This is a genomic window from Vibrio sp. Sgm 5 (genome assembly GCF_026241575.1).
In the GTDB taxonomy this organism is placed as follows: domain Bacteria; phylum Pseudomonadota; class Gammaproteobacteria; order Enterobacterales; family Vibrionaceae; genus Vibrio; species Vibrio jasicida.
In genome coordinates, this window is sequence record NZ_JAPHPY010000023.1 from 67,483 (window position 1) to 85,178 (window position 17,696).

At 47.0% G+C, this 17,696-nt stretch carries 13 protein-coding genes and 1 pseudogene; 7 read left to right on the plus strand and 7 right to left on the minus strand.

Features of this window, described 5'->3' with window-relative positions; translation table 11 throughout:
* Nucleotides 1-34: 34 nt before the first annotated feature.
* From glpK to mltC, 4 genes are all read left to right on the plus strand, one after another.
* Nucleotides 35-1,552, plus strand: coding sequence for a glycerol kinase GlpK (glpK, locus tag OQJ86_RS14215; RefSeq protein ID WP_265988158.1), 1,518 nt, complete (start codon nucleotides 35-37; stop codon nucleotides 1,550-1,552).
* Between the two features lie 190 nt (nucleotides 1,553-1,742).
* Entirely contained in the window at nucleotides 1,743-2,534 is a 792-nt protein-coding gene (locus OQJ86_RS14220; protein ID WP_039840211.1) for a DeoR/GlpR family transcriptional regulator, read from the plus strand.
* Between the two features lie 179 nt (nucleotides 2,535-2,713).
* Complete coding sequence (gene glpD, locus OQJ86_RS14225; RefSeq protein ID WP_265988159.1) at nucleotides 2,714-4,273, plus strand: glycerol-3-phosphate dehydrogenase; 1,560 nt, start codon at nucleotides 2,714-2,716, stop codon at nucleotides 4,271-4,273.
* 178 nt (nucleotides 4,274-4,451) lie between these two features.
* Entirely contained in the window at nucleotides 4,452-5,564 is a 1,113-nt protein-coding gene (gene mltC, locus OQJ86_RS14230; protein WP_265988160.1) for a membrane-bound lytic murein transglycosylase MltC, read from the plus strand.
* Nucleotides 5,565-5,883: 319 nt separating this feature from the next.
* Here mltC and OQJ86_RS14235 read toward each other — a convergent pair whose 3' ends face one another.
* A complete protein-coding gene (locus tag OQJ86_RS14235; protein WP_265988161.1) occupies nucleotides 5,884-7,068 on the minus strand; it encodes an NnrS family protein in 1,185 nt (394 codons plus the stop codon).
* A gap of 200 nt (nucleotides 7,069-7,268) precedes the next feature.
* Between OQJ86_RS14235 and OQJ86_RS14240 the strand changes: the two genes are divergently transcribed.
* The gene (locus OQJ86_RS14240) at nucleotides 7,269-7,820 is read left to right on the plus strand and encodes a gamma-glutamylcyclotransferase family protein (RefSeq protein WP_265988162.1); all 552 of its coding nucleotides are present in this window, start codon (nucleotides 7,269-7,271) and stop codon (nucleotides 7,818-7,820) included.
* Between the two features lie 62 nt (nucleotides 7,821-7,882).
* On the opposite strand, the gene OQJ86_RS14245 is transcribed toward OQJ86_RS14240, so the two are convergent.
* Together OQJ86_RS14245 and OQJ86_RS14250 are read right to left on the minus strand one after the other, a co-directional pair.
* The gene (locus tag OQJ86_RS14245) at nucleotides 7,883-8,215 is read right to left on the minus strand and encodes a tRNA-binding protein (protein WP_005436572.1); all 333 of its coding nucleotides are present in this window, start codon (nucleotides 8,213-8,215) and stop codon (nucleotides 7,883-7,885) included.
* Nucleotides 8,216-8,336: 121 nt separating this feature from the next.
* A complete protein-coding gene (locus tag OQJ86_RS14250) occupies nucleotides 8,337-10,106 on the minus strand; it encodes an SgrR family transcriptional regulator (RefSeq protein ID WP_265988163.1) in 1,770 nt (589 codons plus the stop codon).
* 380 nt (nucleotides 10,107-10,486) lie between these two features.
* On the opposite strand from OQJ86_RS14250, the gene ptsG reads away from it, so the two are divergent.
* Nucleotides 10,487-11,896 carry a PTS glucose transporter subunit IIBC gene (ptsG, locus tag OQJ86_RS14255; protein WP_265988164.1) on the plus strand — a complete coding sequence of 470 codons (1,410 nt, stop codon included), beginning with the start codon at nucleotides 10,487-10,489 and terminating at the stop codon, nucleotides 11,894-11,896.
* Nucleotides 11,897-12,156: 260 nt separating this feature from the next.
* Nucleotides 12,157-13,155, plus strand: a complete 999-nt coding sequence (locus OQJ86_RS14260; protein ID WP_265988165.1) for a substrate-binding domain-containing protein — start codon at nucleotides 12,157-12,159, stop codon at nucleotides 13,153-13,155.
* Between the two features lie 182 nt (nucleotides 13,156-13,337).
* Here the strand turns inward: OQJ86_RS14260 and galM are convergent, their stop codons facing one another.
* From galM to galE, 4 genes and pseudogenes are all read right to left on the minus strand, one after another.
* Complete coding sequence (gene galM / locus OQJ86_RS14265) at nucleotides 13,338-14,396, minus strand: galactose-1-epimerase (protein WP_265988166.1); 1,059 nt, start codon at nucleotides 14,394-14,396, stop codon at nucleotides 13,338-13,340.
* A 52-nt stretch (nucleotides 14,397-14,448) separates the two neighbouring features.
* The gene (gene galK, locus OQJ86_RS14270) at nucleotides 14,449-15,609 is read right to left on the minus strand and encodes a galactokinase (RefSeq protein ID WP_265988167.1); all 1,161 of its coding nucleotides are present in this window, start codon (nucleotides 15,607-15,609) and stop codon (nucleotides 14,449-14,451) included.
* Nucleotides 15,610-15,811: 202 nt separating this feature from the next.
* On the minus strand, nucleotides 15,812-16,864 hold the full coding sequence (locus OQJ86_RS14275; protein WP_265988168.1) for a UDP-glucose--hexose-1-phosphate uridylyltransferase: 1,053 nt from the start codon (nucleotides 16,862-16,864) through the stop codon (nucleotides 15,812-15,814).
* Between the two features lie 95 nt (nucleotides 16,865-16,959).
* Nucleotides 16,960-17,622 (minus strand): annotated as a pseudogene (gene galE / locus OQJ86_RS14280) (UDP-glucose 4-epimerase GalE); the annotation flags it as partial.
* Between the last annotated feature and the right edge of the window lie 74 nt (nucleotides 17,623-17,696).

Below are 17,696 nucleotides of genomic sequence, written 5' to 3' on the forward strand. Positions count from 1 at the left end.
AAAATATAAATAACGAAACAAAAGGATTCTTACCATGACTGAGCAAAAATACATTGTTGCCCTAGACCAAGGCACGACAAGCTCTCGTGCTGTCATTCTGGATCATGACGCGAATATCGTAAGCGTCGCTCAGCGAGAATTTACTCAGATTTATCCAGAGGCTGGTTGGGTTGAACATGACCCAATGGAAATCTGGGCAACTCAAAGCTCTACTTTGGTTGAAGCACTTGCAAAAACCGGTATCCGTAGCGACCAACTTGTTGGTATCGGTATTACCAACCAACGTGAAACCACAATTGTATGGAACAAAGAAACAGGCAAGCCGGTTTACAACGCGATCGTGTGGCAATGTCGCCGTACTGCCGATATTTGTGAAGAATTAAAGGCGCGCGGACTAGAAGATTACGTTCGCGACAATACAGGTCTGGTTTTAGACCCTTACTTCTCTGGCACAAAAGTGAAGTGGATTCTAGATAACGTTGAAGGCGCGCGTGAAGAAGCGGAAGCGGGCAAGTTGTTATTCGGTACAGTGGATACTTGGCTGGTTTGGAAAATGACACAAGGCCGCGTTCACGTAACCGATTACACCAACGCTTCGCGCACTATGCTTTTCAACATTAACGACCTATGCTGGGATCAGAAAATGCTGGATGAATTAGGCATTCCAGCGTCGATGATGCCAGAAGTCAAACGCTCATCAGAAATCTACGGTCAAACTAACATTGGTGGTAAAGGTGGTACTCGTATCCCAATCGCGGGTATTGCAGGTGACCAACAAGCCGCGCTTTACGGTCAGATGTGTGTTGAAGCTGGCCAAGCGAAGAACACCTACGGTACAGGTTGTTTCTTGTTGATGAACACAGGTCAAGAGAAGGTCACATCAAAAAATGGCCTGCTGACTACGCTAGCATGCGGTCCAAAAGGCGAGCCAGCTTACGCTCTTGAGGGTGCAGTGTTCATGGGTGGCGCTTCAATTCAATGGCTACGTGATGAAATGAAGATTCTGGCTGGCGCTGAAGACTCGGAATACTTCGCAACTAAAGTCGATACTTCAAATGGTGTTTACGTTGTTCCTGCGTTTACTGGTTTGGGCGCACCATATTGGGATGCTTACGCTCGCGGTACGATTGTCGGTCTAACTCGTGGCGTAAACTCTAACCACATTATCCGCGCAACTTTGGAAGGCATCGCTTACCAAACTCGTGATGTGCTAGATGCAATGCAAGCAGACTCGGGCATTAAACTAGCTAACCTTCGTGTAGATGGCGGCGCAGTGGCGAACAACTTCTTAATGCAGTTCCAATCTGATGTTCTAAATACCGAAGTTCACCGCCCTCAAGTGACCGAAGTGACCGCTCTGGGTGCAGCCTACCTAGCTGGTCTAGCGGTTGGTTTCTGGGATAGCATTGATGAACTGCAAGACAAAGCAGTGCTCGATCGCACATTCGAACCACATGATGATGAAGAGAAACGTAACCGTCGTTACAAAGGTTGGAAGCGCGCAGTTAAGTGTGCTCAAACCTGGTCTGAGCTTCACGACGAAGACGATTAATTTCTGATAAACGATTAGTTTCCCCCTGATTAATCGTAAAGAGCGCCGAGTTGGCGCTCTTTTTTTGCGTTCGATCGCGGATTCCACACTCCCACAGCTTCTCACAATGCGCTAATTCGAGCACAATAGAGCAAGTTTCTATTTTCGATTTTGAAGCATTGGCGATTACCAGTGCACAAGGGAGTGCTAAGTGAAGCAAATACCAAGACACCAACAGATTGTTGAGTTGGTGAAAAAACAAGGCTATGTCAGCACGGATGAGCTGGTAGAAAAATTTAATGTTAGTCCTCAAACTATTCGCCGCGACCTAAATGACCTCGCAGATGAAAACAAAATTCGTCGCTACCACGGTGGTGCAACCATTCCTCTCAGTTCAGAGAACACGTCATACAACACGCGTAAAGCGCTTAACTTCAATGAAAAAGATGTCATTGCAGAAGAACTCGTAAAACACATTCCAGATGGCGCAACCTTGTTTATTGATATTGGCACGACCCCAGAAGCCGTCGCTCGAGCGCTCAATAAAAACCACAAACAGCTTCGCGTGGTGACCAACAACATTAATGTTGCCACCATTCTTTTACCCAACCCGGAGATCAAAGTGATTTTGGCGGGCGGTGAAGTTCGCAACCGAGACGGCGGCATTGTCGGTGAAGCAACACTCGATTTCGTCAAACAATTCCGCCTCGACTTCGGTATTTTGGGCATCAGTGGTATCGATTTTGATGGCTCACTACTGGACTTTGATTACCACGAAGTTCGCGTTAAACAGGCGATTATCGATAACAGCCGCAGCGTTTTCCTTGCGGTTGACCATTCGAAGTTTGGTCGTAATGCGATGGTGAAACTGGGCAATATCGCGCAATTGAACATGGTATTTACCAACAAACAACCACCAGAAGAGATTCTTGCGATTCTAAAAGAAGCAGCCGTTCCGCTCGAAGTGGTTGATACGCAAATGGAAAGAACCATAACCGAATAGCGTTTACACGCACTATTTACGCGCATAAATGACCTCTGTCTTAATTAGGCAGAGGTTTTTTTGTGCCCAAATCACACAAAACGCTCATAAACGAAAATAAATAATGACCACAAACGAAACCTAAGCTAGGATAAGCTCATGTTCTAAAATGCTCGTTCGCTCACCAAGAGGTCAAATTTATGAGTATCCAACAAAATGCTTCCACGACGAATTCATCCCCTACTCTAGACATGATCGTGATCGGCGGCGGCATTAACGGGGCTGGTATTGCTGCAGATGCTGCTGGCCGTGGTTTAAGCGTCGGTTTGTATGAAGCTAACGACTTCGCATCGGCAACCTCTTCTGCAAGTTCAAAACTGATCCACGGTGGATTACGTTACCTTGAACACTATGAGTTTCGTTTGGTTTCGGAAGCGCTCGCTGAGCGTGAAGTGATCTTACGCAAAGCGCCTCATGTGGCTCTGCCAATGCGCTTCCGTTTACCTCATCGTCCATTTTTACGCCCAGCTTGGATGATCCGCTGTGGCTTGTTCCTTTACGATAACTTGGGTAAACGAACCACTCTTCCAGGCAGCAAAACCGTCAACCTAGCAAAATCAGGTCTATTAAAACCTGAAATGAAAACCGGTTTCGAATACTCAGATTGTTGGGTAGATGACGCACGCTTGGTGTTGTTGAACGTTCTAGCGGCTAAAGAGAATAACGCAGAAGTTCGCAACTACTGCCGCGTAGAAAAAGCACACCGTGAAGGCGGCATTTGGCATGTCACTATTCATGACGTCACCACAGACCAACGTTTCGAACGCAAAGCGAAAGCTCTGGTTAACGCTGCTGGTCCATGGGTGAAACAGTTCTTTGATGAAGGATTAGAACAAACCTCCCCTCGCAACATTCGTTTGATCAAAGGCTCGCACATCGTTGTTCCTCGTATCCACAACGAGCCGCAAGCCTACATCCTACAAAACAAAGATAACCGCATCGTATTTATGATCCCTTACCTAGATAAGTTCTCGATCATTGGTACAACAGATGTGGAATACAAAGGCGATCCGCGTGAAGTCGCGATTTCCGAAGATGAAGTCGATTACTTGATCGATATCGTTAACCAACACTTTGTCCACCAGCTAAGCCGCGAAGACGTGGTATGGACATACAGTGGTGTACGCCCGTTGTGTGATGATGAGTCTGACTCACCGCAAGCGATCACACGTGACTACACACTAGAACTGGACGCTGAATACGACCACGCACCTTTACTTTCAGTGTTCGGTGGCAAGCTCACGACTTACCGTAAGCTTGGTGAAGCAGCAATGAAGAAACTTGCACCTTACCTACCTGAAATGGGTAAAGACTGGACGGCAAACCAAACCCTTCCTGGAGGTAACTTCAGTTGCAGCCGTGAGCAATTGGCGAAGATGATTCATGCGAAGTACTCATGGGCATCAGAAGCGATGTTGCTGCGCTACGTGACTCAGTTTGGTACACAAACTTGGGACCTAATGGAAGGCACTAACAGCGTAGAAGATCTTGGTCATTGCTTCTCAGAGCAAGCAAATGGCGTATATCAACGTGAAATTGATTACTTGATGAATCACGAAATGGCGCTCACCGATGAAGACATCTTATGGCGTCGTACAAAACTTGGTTTATACATGAACGAAGAGGAGAAAATCGCACTGGCAGAATATCTAAAAGAGAAGCTGCAACAGAAAGTCTTTAGCCTCTCACAAGTAAGTTAAATTGGACTCTCCTAATACAAAGCCTGCACCCCGCAGGCTTTTTCTTTTTCCGGTGAATACTCAGCATCAAACGCTTCTATCGAAAGCACAAAAAGTTTTAATTTCAGGCGATTAGCACTCTTACTTATTATTTTCTTCAGTCGGCAATTGCCCTCACCTCTAATTTAATCGGTATCCGATGAAGAAATCGCTAATCCTGAGCTTACTCCTTCTCGGTGGTTGTTCTGTCGCTCCTGAAGAAACACCACCATGCGCATGTGATGACTACGTTCCTCCTTATGTAAAGCCGCCAAGCGCATCGAACGAAGACAACATCAAACAGTTACTGGCTTACATCGCTCAAAAAGCCAAAGATCGCTGGGGTGAAGATGAGTTCGTTGAAGCAGGCAAACACCGTTACGTGAAGTACCTTGACGGTTACAACACCCGAGCACACATCGACTTCGAAACGGGTAAGATTTATGTTTCGACAATTTCTCAGTACCAACCAACGGAGAAGCTGCAAAAAGCCATCGTTCAAACTCTGCTCATGCCTGCCGATCCAACTCATGCAGAATTGTTTAGTGACAAAGAAGCGGTTCTGCGTGGAAAACCCTTCTTGCTTGGCCAAGTGCTTGATCAAGATGGTAAACCAATAGAGTGGGAATGGCGTGCTAATCGTTATTCGGATTACCTGATCGAGAATAAGCTACAAAAGAAAGCCATCAAACGCGGCAGTGCTTACTATGTCGAAATCAATATGGTGAAAGATCACCTAGAGCAACGTGAGTATCAATATGCAGGCTTGGTTCGCGATGCTGCTAAACGGTATGGATTGCCAGAAGACCTTATCTTTGCCGTGATCAAAACCGAAAGTAGCTTTAACCCTTATGCGGTTTCTCATGCCGGTGCTTACGGCTTGATGCAAGTAATCCCCAAAACAGCGGGGGCAGATGTGTTTAATTTGGTGAAAAACAAACCGGGCATTCCAACCAAAGAGTACTTGTTCGATCCTGCCAATAACATTGATACCGGAGTCGCGTATTTCTACATATTGAAGAATCGCTATCTAAGAGATGTAAAACATCCTACTTCGAAACACTTTAGTATGATTTCAGCCTATAACGGCGGCACAGGTGGCGTGCTTTCTACATTCGATAGTGACCGAAAACGCGCGATGAATGAGCTTAACAGCCTCAACCCAACTCAAGTCTATAATGCGCTAACCACTCAACATCCAAAAGGTGAAGCGAGACGCTATCTACAGAAAGTGCTGTATTTCCAAAAAGACTTCAGTGAAGGGAATATCTAATTTTATCTAGCCACAAAACGAAAAACGCCGCTTAGTTCCACGGAGGGATAGAACTAAGCGGCCATGTAATTACACGAGAGACACCTATGGGTCTTAAACGTCAATTGGCTAGTTAATCACTCATGTGCATACGAGCAATAACATCTACAGAGTAGCGGAGTCCGCACCTTCTAGCACGCTCAAATCCCACTATAGAATTCAACGTTTTTCACATTCTTAACAATTACCTTACTAATTGTGGGTCATTTGCGGAAGCAAGCTCAAATAAAAAGGACTCACACCGTTGGTTGAGCCCTTCTTTATCAAATCTTAACTGTGACTATCCGGGATGACCATCCACTCTTGGTTTCATCAGCATCATTCCGAATCGCCATACGAACATACCGAAAGCCAGAATCCACAAGGCTGCACTGACATCAATCCAAAGTAGCATGTGTGAAGGGTCAAAAATCACGCCTAAGCTTCTTGCTAACGCCGCACCAATCACGGCGGCAAAAGCGATGCTCATGTTCGGGCCTTTATAAATCATGCGACCTGTGTGCCCCATAGTCACTCGAGCAATCATAGCTAAGATCAATCCACCTAATGCGCCGATAGCAAACAGATGAATTAAGTTGTGGTTCGCAAACGCATTATCCCAACTGCCACGTAGGATCAGACTCAGAGGCAGACACAAATAAGCCGCATGTAACGACCACACCAACGGCTCGCTAAGTGTCAGCCAAGGCTTCCAGCGCAGGAATCGAACCAACTGCGCCACTCCGGCAAACAACATAAGTGGCTGACCAAGTCCTGCAAATGTTACAGGGAAGAAACTCAATACGAACAACATGACCAAAGGTAGGTTTGCTAGCCAATCTAACCACATTAGCGGTTGAGCCTTTTCGAAGTTAAATCGACGAGCGGTGAAGAATGGAATCACTCGTCCGCCCATGACAGAAAGCAGCAGAGTGAACCACCAAAGCATCGCTTGCCATACCGCAGACGAGGTAAATGGCGGCATGCCTTTCACCGTTGCGTAACTGGCAAAGTTAGCAAAGATGGCGAGCAAGAATAACGGCACAAAGAATAGATTACGCCAGCCTTTCGCGCGGTAAACACGAATGCCCACTTCGTACGCCACAAACAGCAAAAACAGCGCTTCAATGCTGCTGGTTAACCAAAGTGGTGCTGGTGTCCAAAGCAGTATTCTCGGTGCAAGCCACAGTGTAAATATCGCTAACAAGGTGTAGTGTTTCGTGCCGTTAATGCCTGTCCAGTTTTGCACTGCAGTCAGCACAAAGCCCACTACTATTGCCATTGAAAAACCAAATAACATTTCATGAACGTGCCACCACAACGCTGGAACACTCAATGTACTTGGCTGTCCGGTTTGGAACATCCATACCCATACCGCAATTGCGACAACAGCATAAATAGAGCCAAACAGGAAAAACGGTCTAAACCCTAATCGCAGCCATGCAGGGATTTTCTCTTCCACTTTTTTATCGGTGATATTCAGCATTGTGATGCCCTTAAGTACCCATTTGATACCGTTCAAAAATTCTACGCGTTCGATATTAACACAAACATGCATAAAAAATACACGTTATAAGATCAAACTATCCTTTCGAGGTAAAACCTGTGCTTCATGCGTTGCTTGGTTGGTAGTGTTTAGGTATAACGGATAACAGTGATTTCGTCGAAGTAAGGGAAGCAATCGAGATGTATATATTTGGCTACGGCAGTTTAATCAATGCCGCCTCGCGCAAGTTAACGGGTCAAACGGGAGAAGCCATCCCAGTCATCGCTCATGGTCTGGTGCGCTATTGGGGCAAAGTTGACGACAGCTATATCTTGTCACCCTTGGTTGTGAATGAAGGCGAAGGGCAAGTCAATGGCGTACTGCTTGAAGTCGACGATCAAGCGCTAGCGGAGTTTGACCGACGCGAACGTGGCTACCATCGCATTCAAATCCGTCCTGATCAGATTGAAACAGAGGCCACTTTTAACTCTGAGCACAGCATTTGGGTTTATGTGAAAAACGCTCCGTTACCACCCTGCTCGCTCAGTCCCATCATGCAAAGCTATGTTGATACGGTCCTCGCTGGATGCTTGGAAGTCTCCCATGCCTTTGCTGAGCACTTCGTTCGCCATACCGTTGGTTGGCATCATGCCAAAGAGAACGACCGCCACCAGCCAAAATACGGCAACTTAGCGGGCGTACAAGATCATCATTATGAGTTGATTGATAACCTAATTGCTCAACACTCTTAAGAACAGAATAAAAAAACAGCGCTCTATCAGCGCTGTTTTTATTTGAGTAAGCTTTAAGGGTACTAAACGATCCTCACACCAGCAGGCATCGCGCGCTCAGGCGTTAGCAGAACACTTTCTGATTCATCATCGGTTTCAGCACACAGCAACATGCACTCAGAGGTTTCACCACGCATCTTAGCTTTCGCGAGATTACATAGCACCACCACTTGTTTCCCCATCAACTCTTCTTCTGTGTAGTAAGGCACCAAACTGGTGACGGTTTGCAGTGTTTTCTCACCGATGTCGATCTGCACGATATACAGCTTATCTGCGTTTTCGTGACGAGCTACTTCGATGATTTTTCCGGTGCGAATTTCTAATTTTGCGAAGTCTGAGTAAGCGATCGTTTCCATTGATTAAAACCTCAAGTAAAATTTTACTAGAACAAACTCTACATTATCAGTTAGTACTTTAAATACAAGAGGTGAAGATCGCATTTTGATGAGCAAAGATCGTGCTGATTACAATCGACCTTTACCAAATCTCACTCAACTTCGGCCACCCCCACGCCGTGATCTCTACACCTTTGAATATGTCTTGAAAGCTAAGTGTTTGTCGGTGGTGAAGCATAGGACTAACCACGCCTTCATAGATCAGCACAGAGCCAAGTTGCTCTAACTTAGTGAGGTAATCTTCCGGAGCGCTAAACTGTCGAATTTGGTTGATCTCAGCCACCAGCCAGTCGCTGACGTCAGATCCGATCGTGGCGTGCAAAACAGGATCGCTGAGGAAAAACAGTAAAGCCGAGACTTGTCGGTTGTCATCCAAGTTAAAGCTGCTTAAGACAACCTCTTCACTAAAGCCCTCTCCAGACGCTTTTTCAATGAATGCTTCAAACGAATAAACGTTTACTTCAACCTTGATGCCATGCTCCATCAAGATTTGCTCAGCGGCTCTCGCACCACGTTGAATACCAAGATGGGAATAACAGGCGATTCGGATTGAACTAGGTAGCGCTACTTCATCGCTTCTCAGGTATTTGACGTTGTGCCAGAAGGGGAAAAAGTTATGTGCGATCTCAGCTCCGAAGGTGGTTTCGTTGCGCTCCAACTGCTGCCAAATGTTCTCACCACTCAAGGCATCGCTCAGCCAACGTCGCTGAGCGTGTGATAAGTTAGAATGAGTGTGATTGAAAATCATAAACAAGCACCCTTCTTCCACGCGATCTTTCGATGCAGTATGTTTGGCATCGATGATACGCTCTTCCACTTCTTCATCTGGAGAGTTGGTGATGACCTTTTTCGAGTACTGCTCTGTCTTAGGTAAATCGTGGGGGTAATCGGAAGCCTTTGCACCTTCTTTCTTGTCACTGTTTAACGACCAGATGGTGACTTTATCTGTGAGGGAGCGAAATCCGTGGAAGCGCTCGTTCGCCACCAAGGTAAGTTTGTTGTTCGTGTGCGATTCCAGAGAGAAAATACCACAGCCGATGCTATCGGAAGATAGGTTATTAAGTTGCTCGACAGGTTGTAAGGAGTACTTCAGATCACTCAATAATGCAGCGAATCCTTTGTCTTGACGAGTAAGTTGAACGGAAAATCGATAAGGGGACTCGACGGAAACCGTTTCAAGGTGATCGAGCTCATTTTGATAATATGGAAGCTGCTGCCAATGGTTTAGTAGCTTCACCATCAACTCTGCATCCACTTTACCGCCATGATGAAAGCAAACGGAAGGACGAAGATAAAACGTCCATGTTCGCCACTCTTCATCGGCTTGCCAATGATGCGCAATGTTTCCGACTAACTCGCCATCAGATGTCATAGAAACCAAGCAAGCGTGAATTTGACGAATTAAGAAACGCTCGCTGTTTCGTTGCGGTGTGATTGGATTGAGCGTAGCAAAAGAGCGGTTATAGGTGAGTTGCACACTGACTTTGCCTTCTGTCACTTGGGCGCCGGAAGTCTGCTTGAGCAGTTGCTCAAACACGACTTGGTCGAAGCCAAGAAACTCAAGTGCTCGGTCGTATTTGCTCTCTTTGATCCACTCAAGAGCAATAGAGCGCTTTACCTCTGTACGCTCGATGTTACGAATTAAGGTCGAACGTTGGTTACGCCCCACTCTGGGTATCCAAGCGATCCAGTTGAGCGCATTCATCTGCTTGAGAATAGCTCGGGCATGCCTTGGGCTGGTGAACATCTTGTCTGCAATCTCGGCAAGCGTCACCGCGTATTCCTCTCGCAGATCAAAACTCTCTACACGTTCGTAGTAGCGAAAAAGATTAATACTCTCCAAAACAGGCACTCCAAAACTAAGATTCTGTTCCTTATATTAGCGTTTAACGCCTTCATTCAAGTAAAAAGGTCTAAAAACTTAGTTATCAGGAACAAGAAAAACAAAATTCACTCTGTTTTTCCATGCCTTATTTTTCCCCAAAATACACTTAGATTCTGACGCAGTCCTATGGTTGAGCAATCGAAACAGTGGCCTTCAATTAGTAAAAGCGCCCTATTTTTAGCTCAGCACACCACTTATAAAGCTTTAGCGATAGCAACCAGTTTTTATGTTTATGCTCCAACCCCCGCAAACCATAATCACGATGCTATCGCTAATCTCCCCGCTTCCCACAGTTTATTCATGACTGCGCCACTCAAGATTTTTATCTAACAAGTTGGAGTATTTTTATGTTTGCTAACTTTTTTGCCAACCTTTCTAAGGTCGGTAAGGCGCTCATGTTGCCAATTGCCTCGATGCCGGCAGCCGGTATTCTTTTGGGTATTGGCTCGGCGCAATTTGGGTTCATTCCACCCGTGGTTTCTGAATTGATGGCAGAAGCGGGTGGCGCGGTATTTGGTAACCTGCCACTTATCTTTGCGCTTGGCGTTGCTATCTCATTTACCAACAATGATGGTGTTGGTGCGGTTGCGGCAGGTATTGGTTATTACGTATTAGTCGCGACGCTAAAAGTCATGGCTGGCGTGCTGGGTGTGGACCATATCGACACAGGTGTGCTCGGCGGCATCATCTCCGGTGCAGTTGGTGCGTATATGTTTAACCGCTTCTACACCATTAAGATGCCAGCTTACTTGGCCTTCTTCGCGGGTAAACGATTTGTCCCGATCGTAACGTCATTTTCTATGCTGTTTTTGGGCATTGCGATTGCCTTTATTTGGCAGCCAATTGGCTCGGGCATTGATTGGTTTGGCACATGGGCAACCGAGCAAAACCCATTGGTCGCATTCTGGGCTTACGGCACCGCAGAGCGTGCTCTGATCCCATTCGGTCTGCACCATGTGATTAACGTAATTATTCAGCTTCAAGCCGGTGAGTTTGTGAACGCTGCTGGTCAAGTATTCCACGGAGAGATCCCTCGCTTCTTCGCTGGCGCCCCAAATGCGGGCAACCTAGCAGGTGGTTACCTATTCAAGATGTTTGGTCTTCCTGCGGCGGCAATTGCGATTGGCCGTGCAGCAAAACCAGAGAACCGCACCAAAGTTATGGGCATCATGATCTCAGCTGCGCTAACGTCGTTCCTAACTGGTATCACTGAGCCTATCGAGTTTGCGTTCTTGTTCATCTCGCCTGTTCTTTACGTGATTCACGCGATCATTGCGGGTCTGGCTTACCCACTGTGTATCATGCTGGGCGTAAAACATGGCTACAGCTTTAGTGCAGGTCTTATCGACTACGTGACCTTCTTTGGTATTTCGACCAAAGGTTGGATGATCATCCCATTAGGTTTGGCATACGCAGCGCTGTACTACGTTGTGTTCACTTGGTTCATTAAGACGTTCGATCTGAAAACACCAGGGCGTGAAGATCAAGACAGCAGCAAAGCCGTCAATGACACCAGTTCAGAGTTTGCCAGTGAGTTGGTTAGCGCGTTTGGCGGCAAACAAAATATCTTAAGCACCGATGCTTGTATCACTCGATTGCGCATCCAAGTCGCAGAGCAAGACAAAGTCGACGAAGCGAAATTGAAAGCACTTGGTGCAGCGGGTGTGGTGCGAGTCGGTACAGGCGTACAAGCTATCTTTGGCGGCAACAGCGATGTGTACAAAACTCAAATGGTTGATTGGATGAACAACAACTAGCATTCTGAGGGCCATTTTCTGTGGCCTGTAAAGAGAAAATAGAAACGACAAATCGCGGTCACATCAATGACCGCGATTTTTTGTTTTTATGCGCCTAACCAACACCTCATCTAAGATAACGTTTACACATCACATATATTCAATAAATTCATAGAGTAAGAACAAATTCATCGCAATATAAAAATGGTGTTGATTGCACTTATTACACAATGGGTGTTTAATACTCCAATTAACGTTTTTTAGCCCACGAAAGGTCCCTCATGGCAACAATCAAGGATGTCGCGAAAGAAGCCGGCGTATCGGTCGCGACCGTCTCTCGCGTGATCAATAAATCACCGAAAGCAAGCCAATCTTCTATCGACGCAGTGACGCAAGCAATGAGCAAACTGGGCTACCGTCCAAACGCAGCAGCGCGTGCACTCGTCAGCCAAAGTACCAACACCATGGGCGTGCTTGTGGGTGATGTCTCAGACCCGTTCTTCGGCACCCTGGTGAAATCGGTAGATAACGTGGCGCGTGAAAACGGCAAACACATTCTGATTGGTAATGGCTACCACAACCCAGAAGACGAACGCCAAGCGCTAGAACTTCTGATCAACAGCCGCTGTGAAGCCATTGTGATTCACTCTAAAGGCTTATCAGACGAAGAACTGATTGGTTACGCCAAAGAAGTCAAAGGCATGGTGTTGATCAACCGCCATATCCCTGAGTTGGCAGAGCGTTGTATCTCTCTTGATAACCGCAAGGGCGCGTACTTATCGACGGAATATCTGATTCGTCATGGTCATACCAAGATCGCTTGTATCGCCTCATCCCATGACATCGAAGATACCGACGAACGTTTACAAGGTTACCAAGCGGCACTGAAAGATCACGATATCGAGCTATCAAAAAGCTATGTCGAATATGGTGAACCAAACAGTGACGGCGGCGAAACAGCCATGACCAATCTGCTGACCAAATCACTCGCAATCACTGGCGTCGTGGCGTACAACGACTACATGGCAGCAGGTGCGCTGGCGGCGTTAGACCAAAATGGTATCGACGTACCAGAAAAAGTGTCCATGGTTGGCTTCGACGATGGCTTAATTGCTCGCTTCGTCAATCCAAGTTTGACCACGATTCGTTACCCAATCGAAATGATGGCAGAGCGTGCTGCGCGTTTGGCATTAGCGTTATCGCGTGATGAACAAGTGGAAGATGACACCATCATCTTTAGCCCAACTTTAGTGCGCCGTAACTCGGTGGATCGCCTTTAAGATATCGCGCTATTCAGTGCCCAGAAAGGTTACAAAGTAAAAGCTCTGCCACCGAAGTGACAGAGCTTTTTCTTTTTGGGGTGTTTGTAGAGAGCGTTATTTTGCCAACTTTTGATGAGCTTTTGACCTACTGTGAGCAAAAAGCCTACGGTAACCCAAAAGCTTGAAAATGCTCAGTTTACCTAGAAAGCAAACTGATAAGTGGTGCAGAAGCGGTACTCTTGTTCAGGCTCAAGAATACAGCTTGTCTGCGCCCACTCAGCATGGTTTGGCGAATCTGGTAAAAACTGCGTTTCTAACGCCAGACCCGCGTAATCGTTATATTCACCGCCACGACGATTTGGTGCGCCAGCTAACCAGTTGCCCGTGTACAATTGCATCGCAGGCTTGTTTGTCACCACTGACAGGTGCACTTTTTCATCAGGAGAAACCACCAGCGCAACTGGTTTTGAAACATCACGATGAGCATCAAATAGGTAGCTATGATCATACCCTTTGGCGGCAATCTGCTGTTCATCTTGTAAGAAGTGTTCTGAAACTGGTTTTTCACATCTAAAGTCAAATCCAGTGCCTTTCACATCTTGCAATTCACCAAGCGGAATACCGACCTCAGAGGTTGGTAAGTATTGGCTTGCAACGATGGTTAAGCGATGCGAACGACAATCTAAGTCCGCTTCTGCTCCCAACAAATTGAAGTAGGCATGGTTGGTCAAGTTGATCGGTGTCGCTTTGTCTGCCTTAGCGAAGTACTCAATGCTCACTTGGTTATCATCAGTCAACGTATACGTCACTTGCACTTCTAGATTACCTGGAAAACCTTGATCGCCATCTTCAGACAACAAAGAGAACGTCACTTGCTGATTGGAGTGCGACTCAATCTTCCAACGACGTTTATCAAAACCTTCTTCACCACCATGCAGACAGTTGCCCGCTTGGTTAGTAGACACTTGAAATACTTCGCCATTCACTTCAAAAAGACCATTGGCGATGCGGTTTGCGTAGCGACCAACAGTGACACCCATGTAACACTGTTGCTGCATGAAACTCCCCATCGTCCCCACTCCGAGAAGCACTTCACGCAACTCCCCATTCGCCAAAGGTAAACGACAACTCAGCCATGTCGCGCCAATATCCATAAAGGTAATGCTCATGCCTGTGTTATTTTTCAGCTCGACAACGTTGGCAGGCGCGCCATCAAAGGCGGCCTGCTGTGTCATCGTGATAGTTAATGGCTCAGTCATCTCTCGCTCCTACTGCGTCTTAAAGCACTTTGAACTTAAAGCAATTTTTCACTTAAAGCACTTCGACTAAACCAGCACCGTTTTTCGCTTGGCACACGTAGATGGATTCTTTCAAACCCGTTGCTGTTTGGTACTTCGCTTCTACCGTTGCTTTCACTTCGTCAACCAATGCTGGCGGTACCATTGCAACGATACAACCACCAAAGCCGCCGCCTGTCATGCGCACGCCGCCTTGCTCGCCAATCACTTCTTTCACCATCTCAACTAACGTATCGATTTCTCTGACTGTGATTTCGAAATCATCACGCATAGAAGCATGAGACTCAGCCATCAGTTCACCCATACGCTTCATGTCGTGTGCGCGAAGTGCTTGCGCCGCTTCTACCGTGCGATCGTTTTCTGTGATCACGTGACGAGCGCGTCTTGCGACCATTTCATCCAGCTCGGACACTTTCTCGTTAAACTGCTCAATCGTCACATCGCGCAGTGCTTTCACACCGAAGATACGCGCGGCTTCTTCACACTGCTCACGACGCGTGTTGTATTCGCTGTCGACCAAGCCACGTTTTTTGTTTGAGTTGATGATCACCACGGCCATGTCTTCAGGCATCGATACAGCTTCTGTTTCTAGACTACGGCAGTCCAATAGCATAGCGTGGTTTGCACGACCTTCTGCCGAAATCATTTGGTCCATAATGCCGCAGTTACAACCGACGAATTCGTTCTCTGCTTGCTGCCCATTTAGTGCGATTTCCGCTTGGCTGATTTCTAGATTGAACAACACTTTGAACGTTTGACCGATCACGACTTCCAACGCTGCAGACGAGCTTAAACCCGCACCTTGAGGGACGTTACCGCTAACAGAAATATCCGCACCAGAGAATTGGTAACCACGAGCAAGCAGACACTTCACCACACCGCGAATGTAGTTCGCCCACATTTTGTCTTGTTGGAAGGTGATTTCTTGCGTGATGTCGAACTCATCCACGGCGTTGCCGTAATCCACAGAAACCACGCGCACTAGGTTGTCTTCACGCTTCGCTGCCGCCACAACGGTTTGGTAGTTGATCGCACATGGCAGTACAAAACCGTCGTTGTAATCAGTGTGCTCACCAATCAGGTTTACACGACCAGGCGCTTGAATAATATGACTTGGGGCGTAACCCAGCACTTGTTCAAAAGAGGTTTTCACATTTTGGATTAGATCAGACATAGGGACGTTCTCTTAAATTATAAATTTGGTATTGATGTAACCAGCGTTAAGTCCTGATTTCCAGTTTCGTATTCACTCGGTCTAATCCTCCCCCCTTAATAAGGGGGAGTTAGAGGGGGTTAGCCCTCCCCTCCCGAATAAAAGGGAATTTGACCGAGCTTTAGGTAAAACCAGCGATAACTCCGGCTATTCATTAATTGGTTTATTGCTCTTTGTAATGCACATCGCTTAGGTCACGCAGACGCTGCGCCGCTTGTTCTGCCGTTAGGTCGCGTTGGCTTTCTGCCAGCATTTCATAACCAACCATGAACTTACGAACCGTTGCACTACGTAACAGTGGCGGGTAGAACAACGCATGCAGTTGCCAATGGTCAATATCAGCCCCTTCTTCAAAGAATGGCGCGTAATGCCAGCCCATTGAGTAAGGGAAAGAGCATTGGAATAGGTTGTCGTAACGGCTGGTGAGCTTTTTGATTGCAACCGCAAGGTCATCACGTTGCTCATCGGTTAGCTCACTCATTCGACGAATGTGCGTTTTAGGAAGTAGCATGGTTTCGAATGGCCATGCTGCCCAGTAAGGAACAACTGCAACCCAGTGCTCGGTCTCAACCACTGTGCGTGAACCATCTTTAAGCTCAGCTTGCACGTAATCCACCAGCAAGTTACTGCCATGCTCTTGGTAGTACGCTTTTAAGTTGTGTTCTTTGCGCTCGATTTCGTTTGGCAAGAAACTGTTTGCCCAGATTTGGCCGTGCGGGTGAGGCTGAGAACAACCCATGGTCTCGCCCTTGTTCTCGAATGCTTGAACCCAAACGTAGTCTTTACCCAGCTCTTCGATTTGATCATTCCATGTGTCAATCACGCCACGAATTTTGTCGACCGGTAGCTCAGGCAAAGTTTTGCTGTGATCAGGCGAGAAACAAATCACTCGGCTCAAACCGCGCACACCTTGTGTTTTGAACAGTGGGTTATCTGACTCAGGAGCATCTGGAGAGTCCACCATCAGTGCTGCAAAGTCATTTTGGAACACATACGTGCCTTGGTAATCTGGGTTTACATCACCAGAAATACGCTCGTTTGTTGGGCAAAGGAAACACTTCTCGTCGTAGCTTGGTAGCTCATCAATCGCAGGTTTCTCATCAGCGCCACTCCAAGGGCGTTTTGCACGATGCGGTGACACCAAAATCCACTGACCCGTTAGTGGGTTGTAACGACGGTGTGGGTGATCCACTGGGTTAAATTCAACATTCGACATCTTACTTACTCAACTTTTAGAATTTCTTTCATCTGCATTCCCCAATGAAATTGGAGTTGCAGCTAGGCGGCCAATCAACAACGCTGCAGCTTCAATTACGCAGGGGAATAGCCTTGCGGGTTATTTGACTGCCAGTTCCACGTATCAGCCGTCATTTCAGCAACACTGCGCGTCGCTTTCCAGCCAAGGTCTCGCTCCGCTTTATCTGTACTTGCCCAGCATTCTGCAATGTCACCAGGACGACGAGGACAAAGTTCGTAAGGCACTGGGTTACCGCAAGCCGCTGCGAACGCTTCTACCATTTCAAGCACGCTAGAGCCTTTGCCCGTGCCTAGGTTGTAAATGTGCAAACCTGCTTTTTCACCTACCGATTTCAGCGCTGCGATATGGCCATCAGCCAAGTCCATCACGTGGATGTAATCACGCACGCCTGTGCCATCCGGCGTTGGGTAGTCATTGCCAAATACCGACAGTTTTTCGCGGCGGCCTACTGCCACTTGCGCGATAAAGGGCATCAAGTTGTTTGGGATGCCCTGAGGGTCTTCACCCATAGTGCCCGATGGATGCGCACCAACAGGGTTGAAGTAGCGCAGCAAACTCACGCTCCAATCGTTTTCTGCATTAAACAAATCGCTCAAGCACTCTTCCACCATGTACTTGCTGCGACCGTATGGGTTAGTGGTAGCCCCCGTTGGAGAGTCTTCCGTAATCGGCACAATGTCAGGATCGCCGTAAACCGTTGCCGATGAGCTAAATAACCTGAACTCGGGATAAAAATAGAAGTGAACTAAAAGCTGGTTCTGCGATCAGATCTTTCAACCAAGAGAGAACA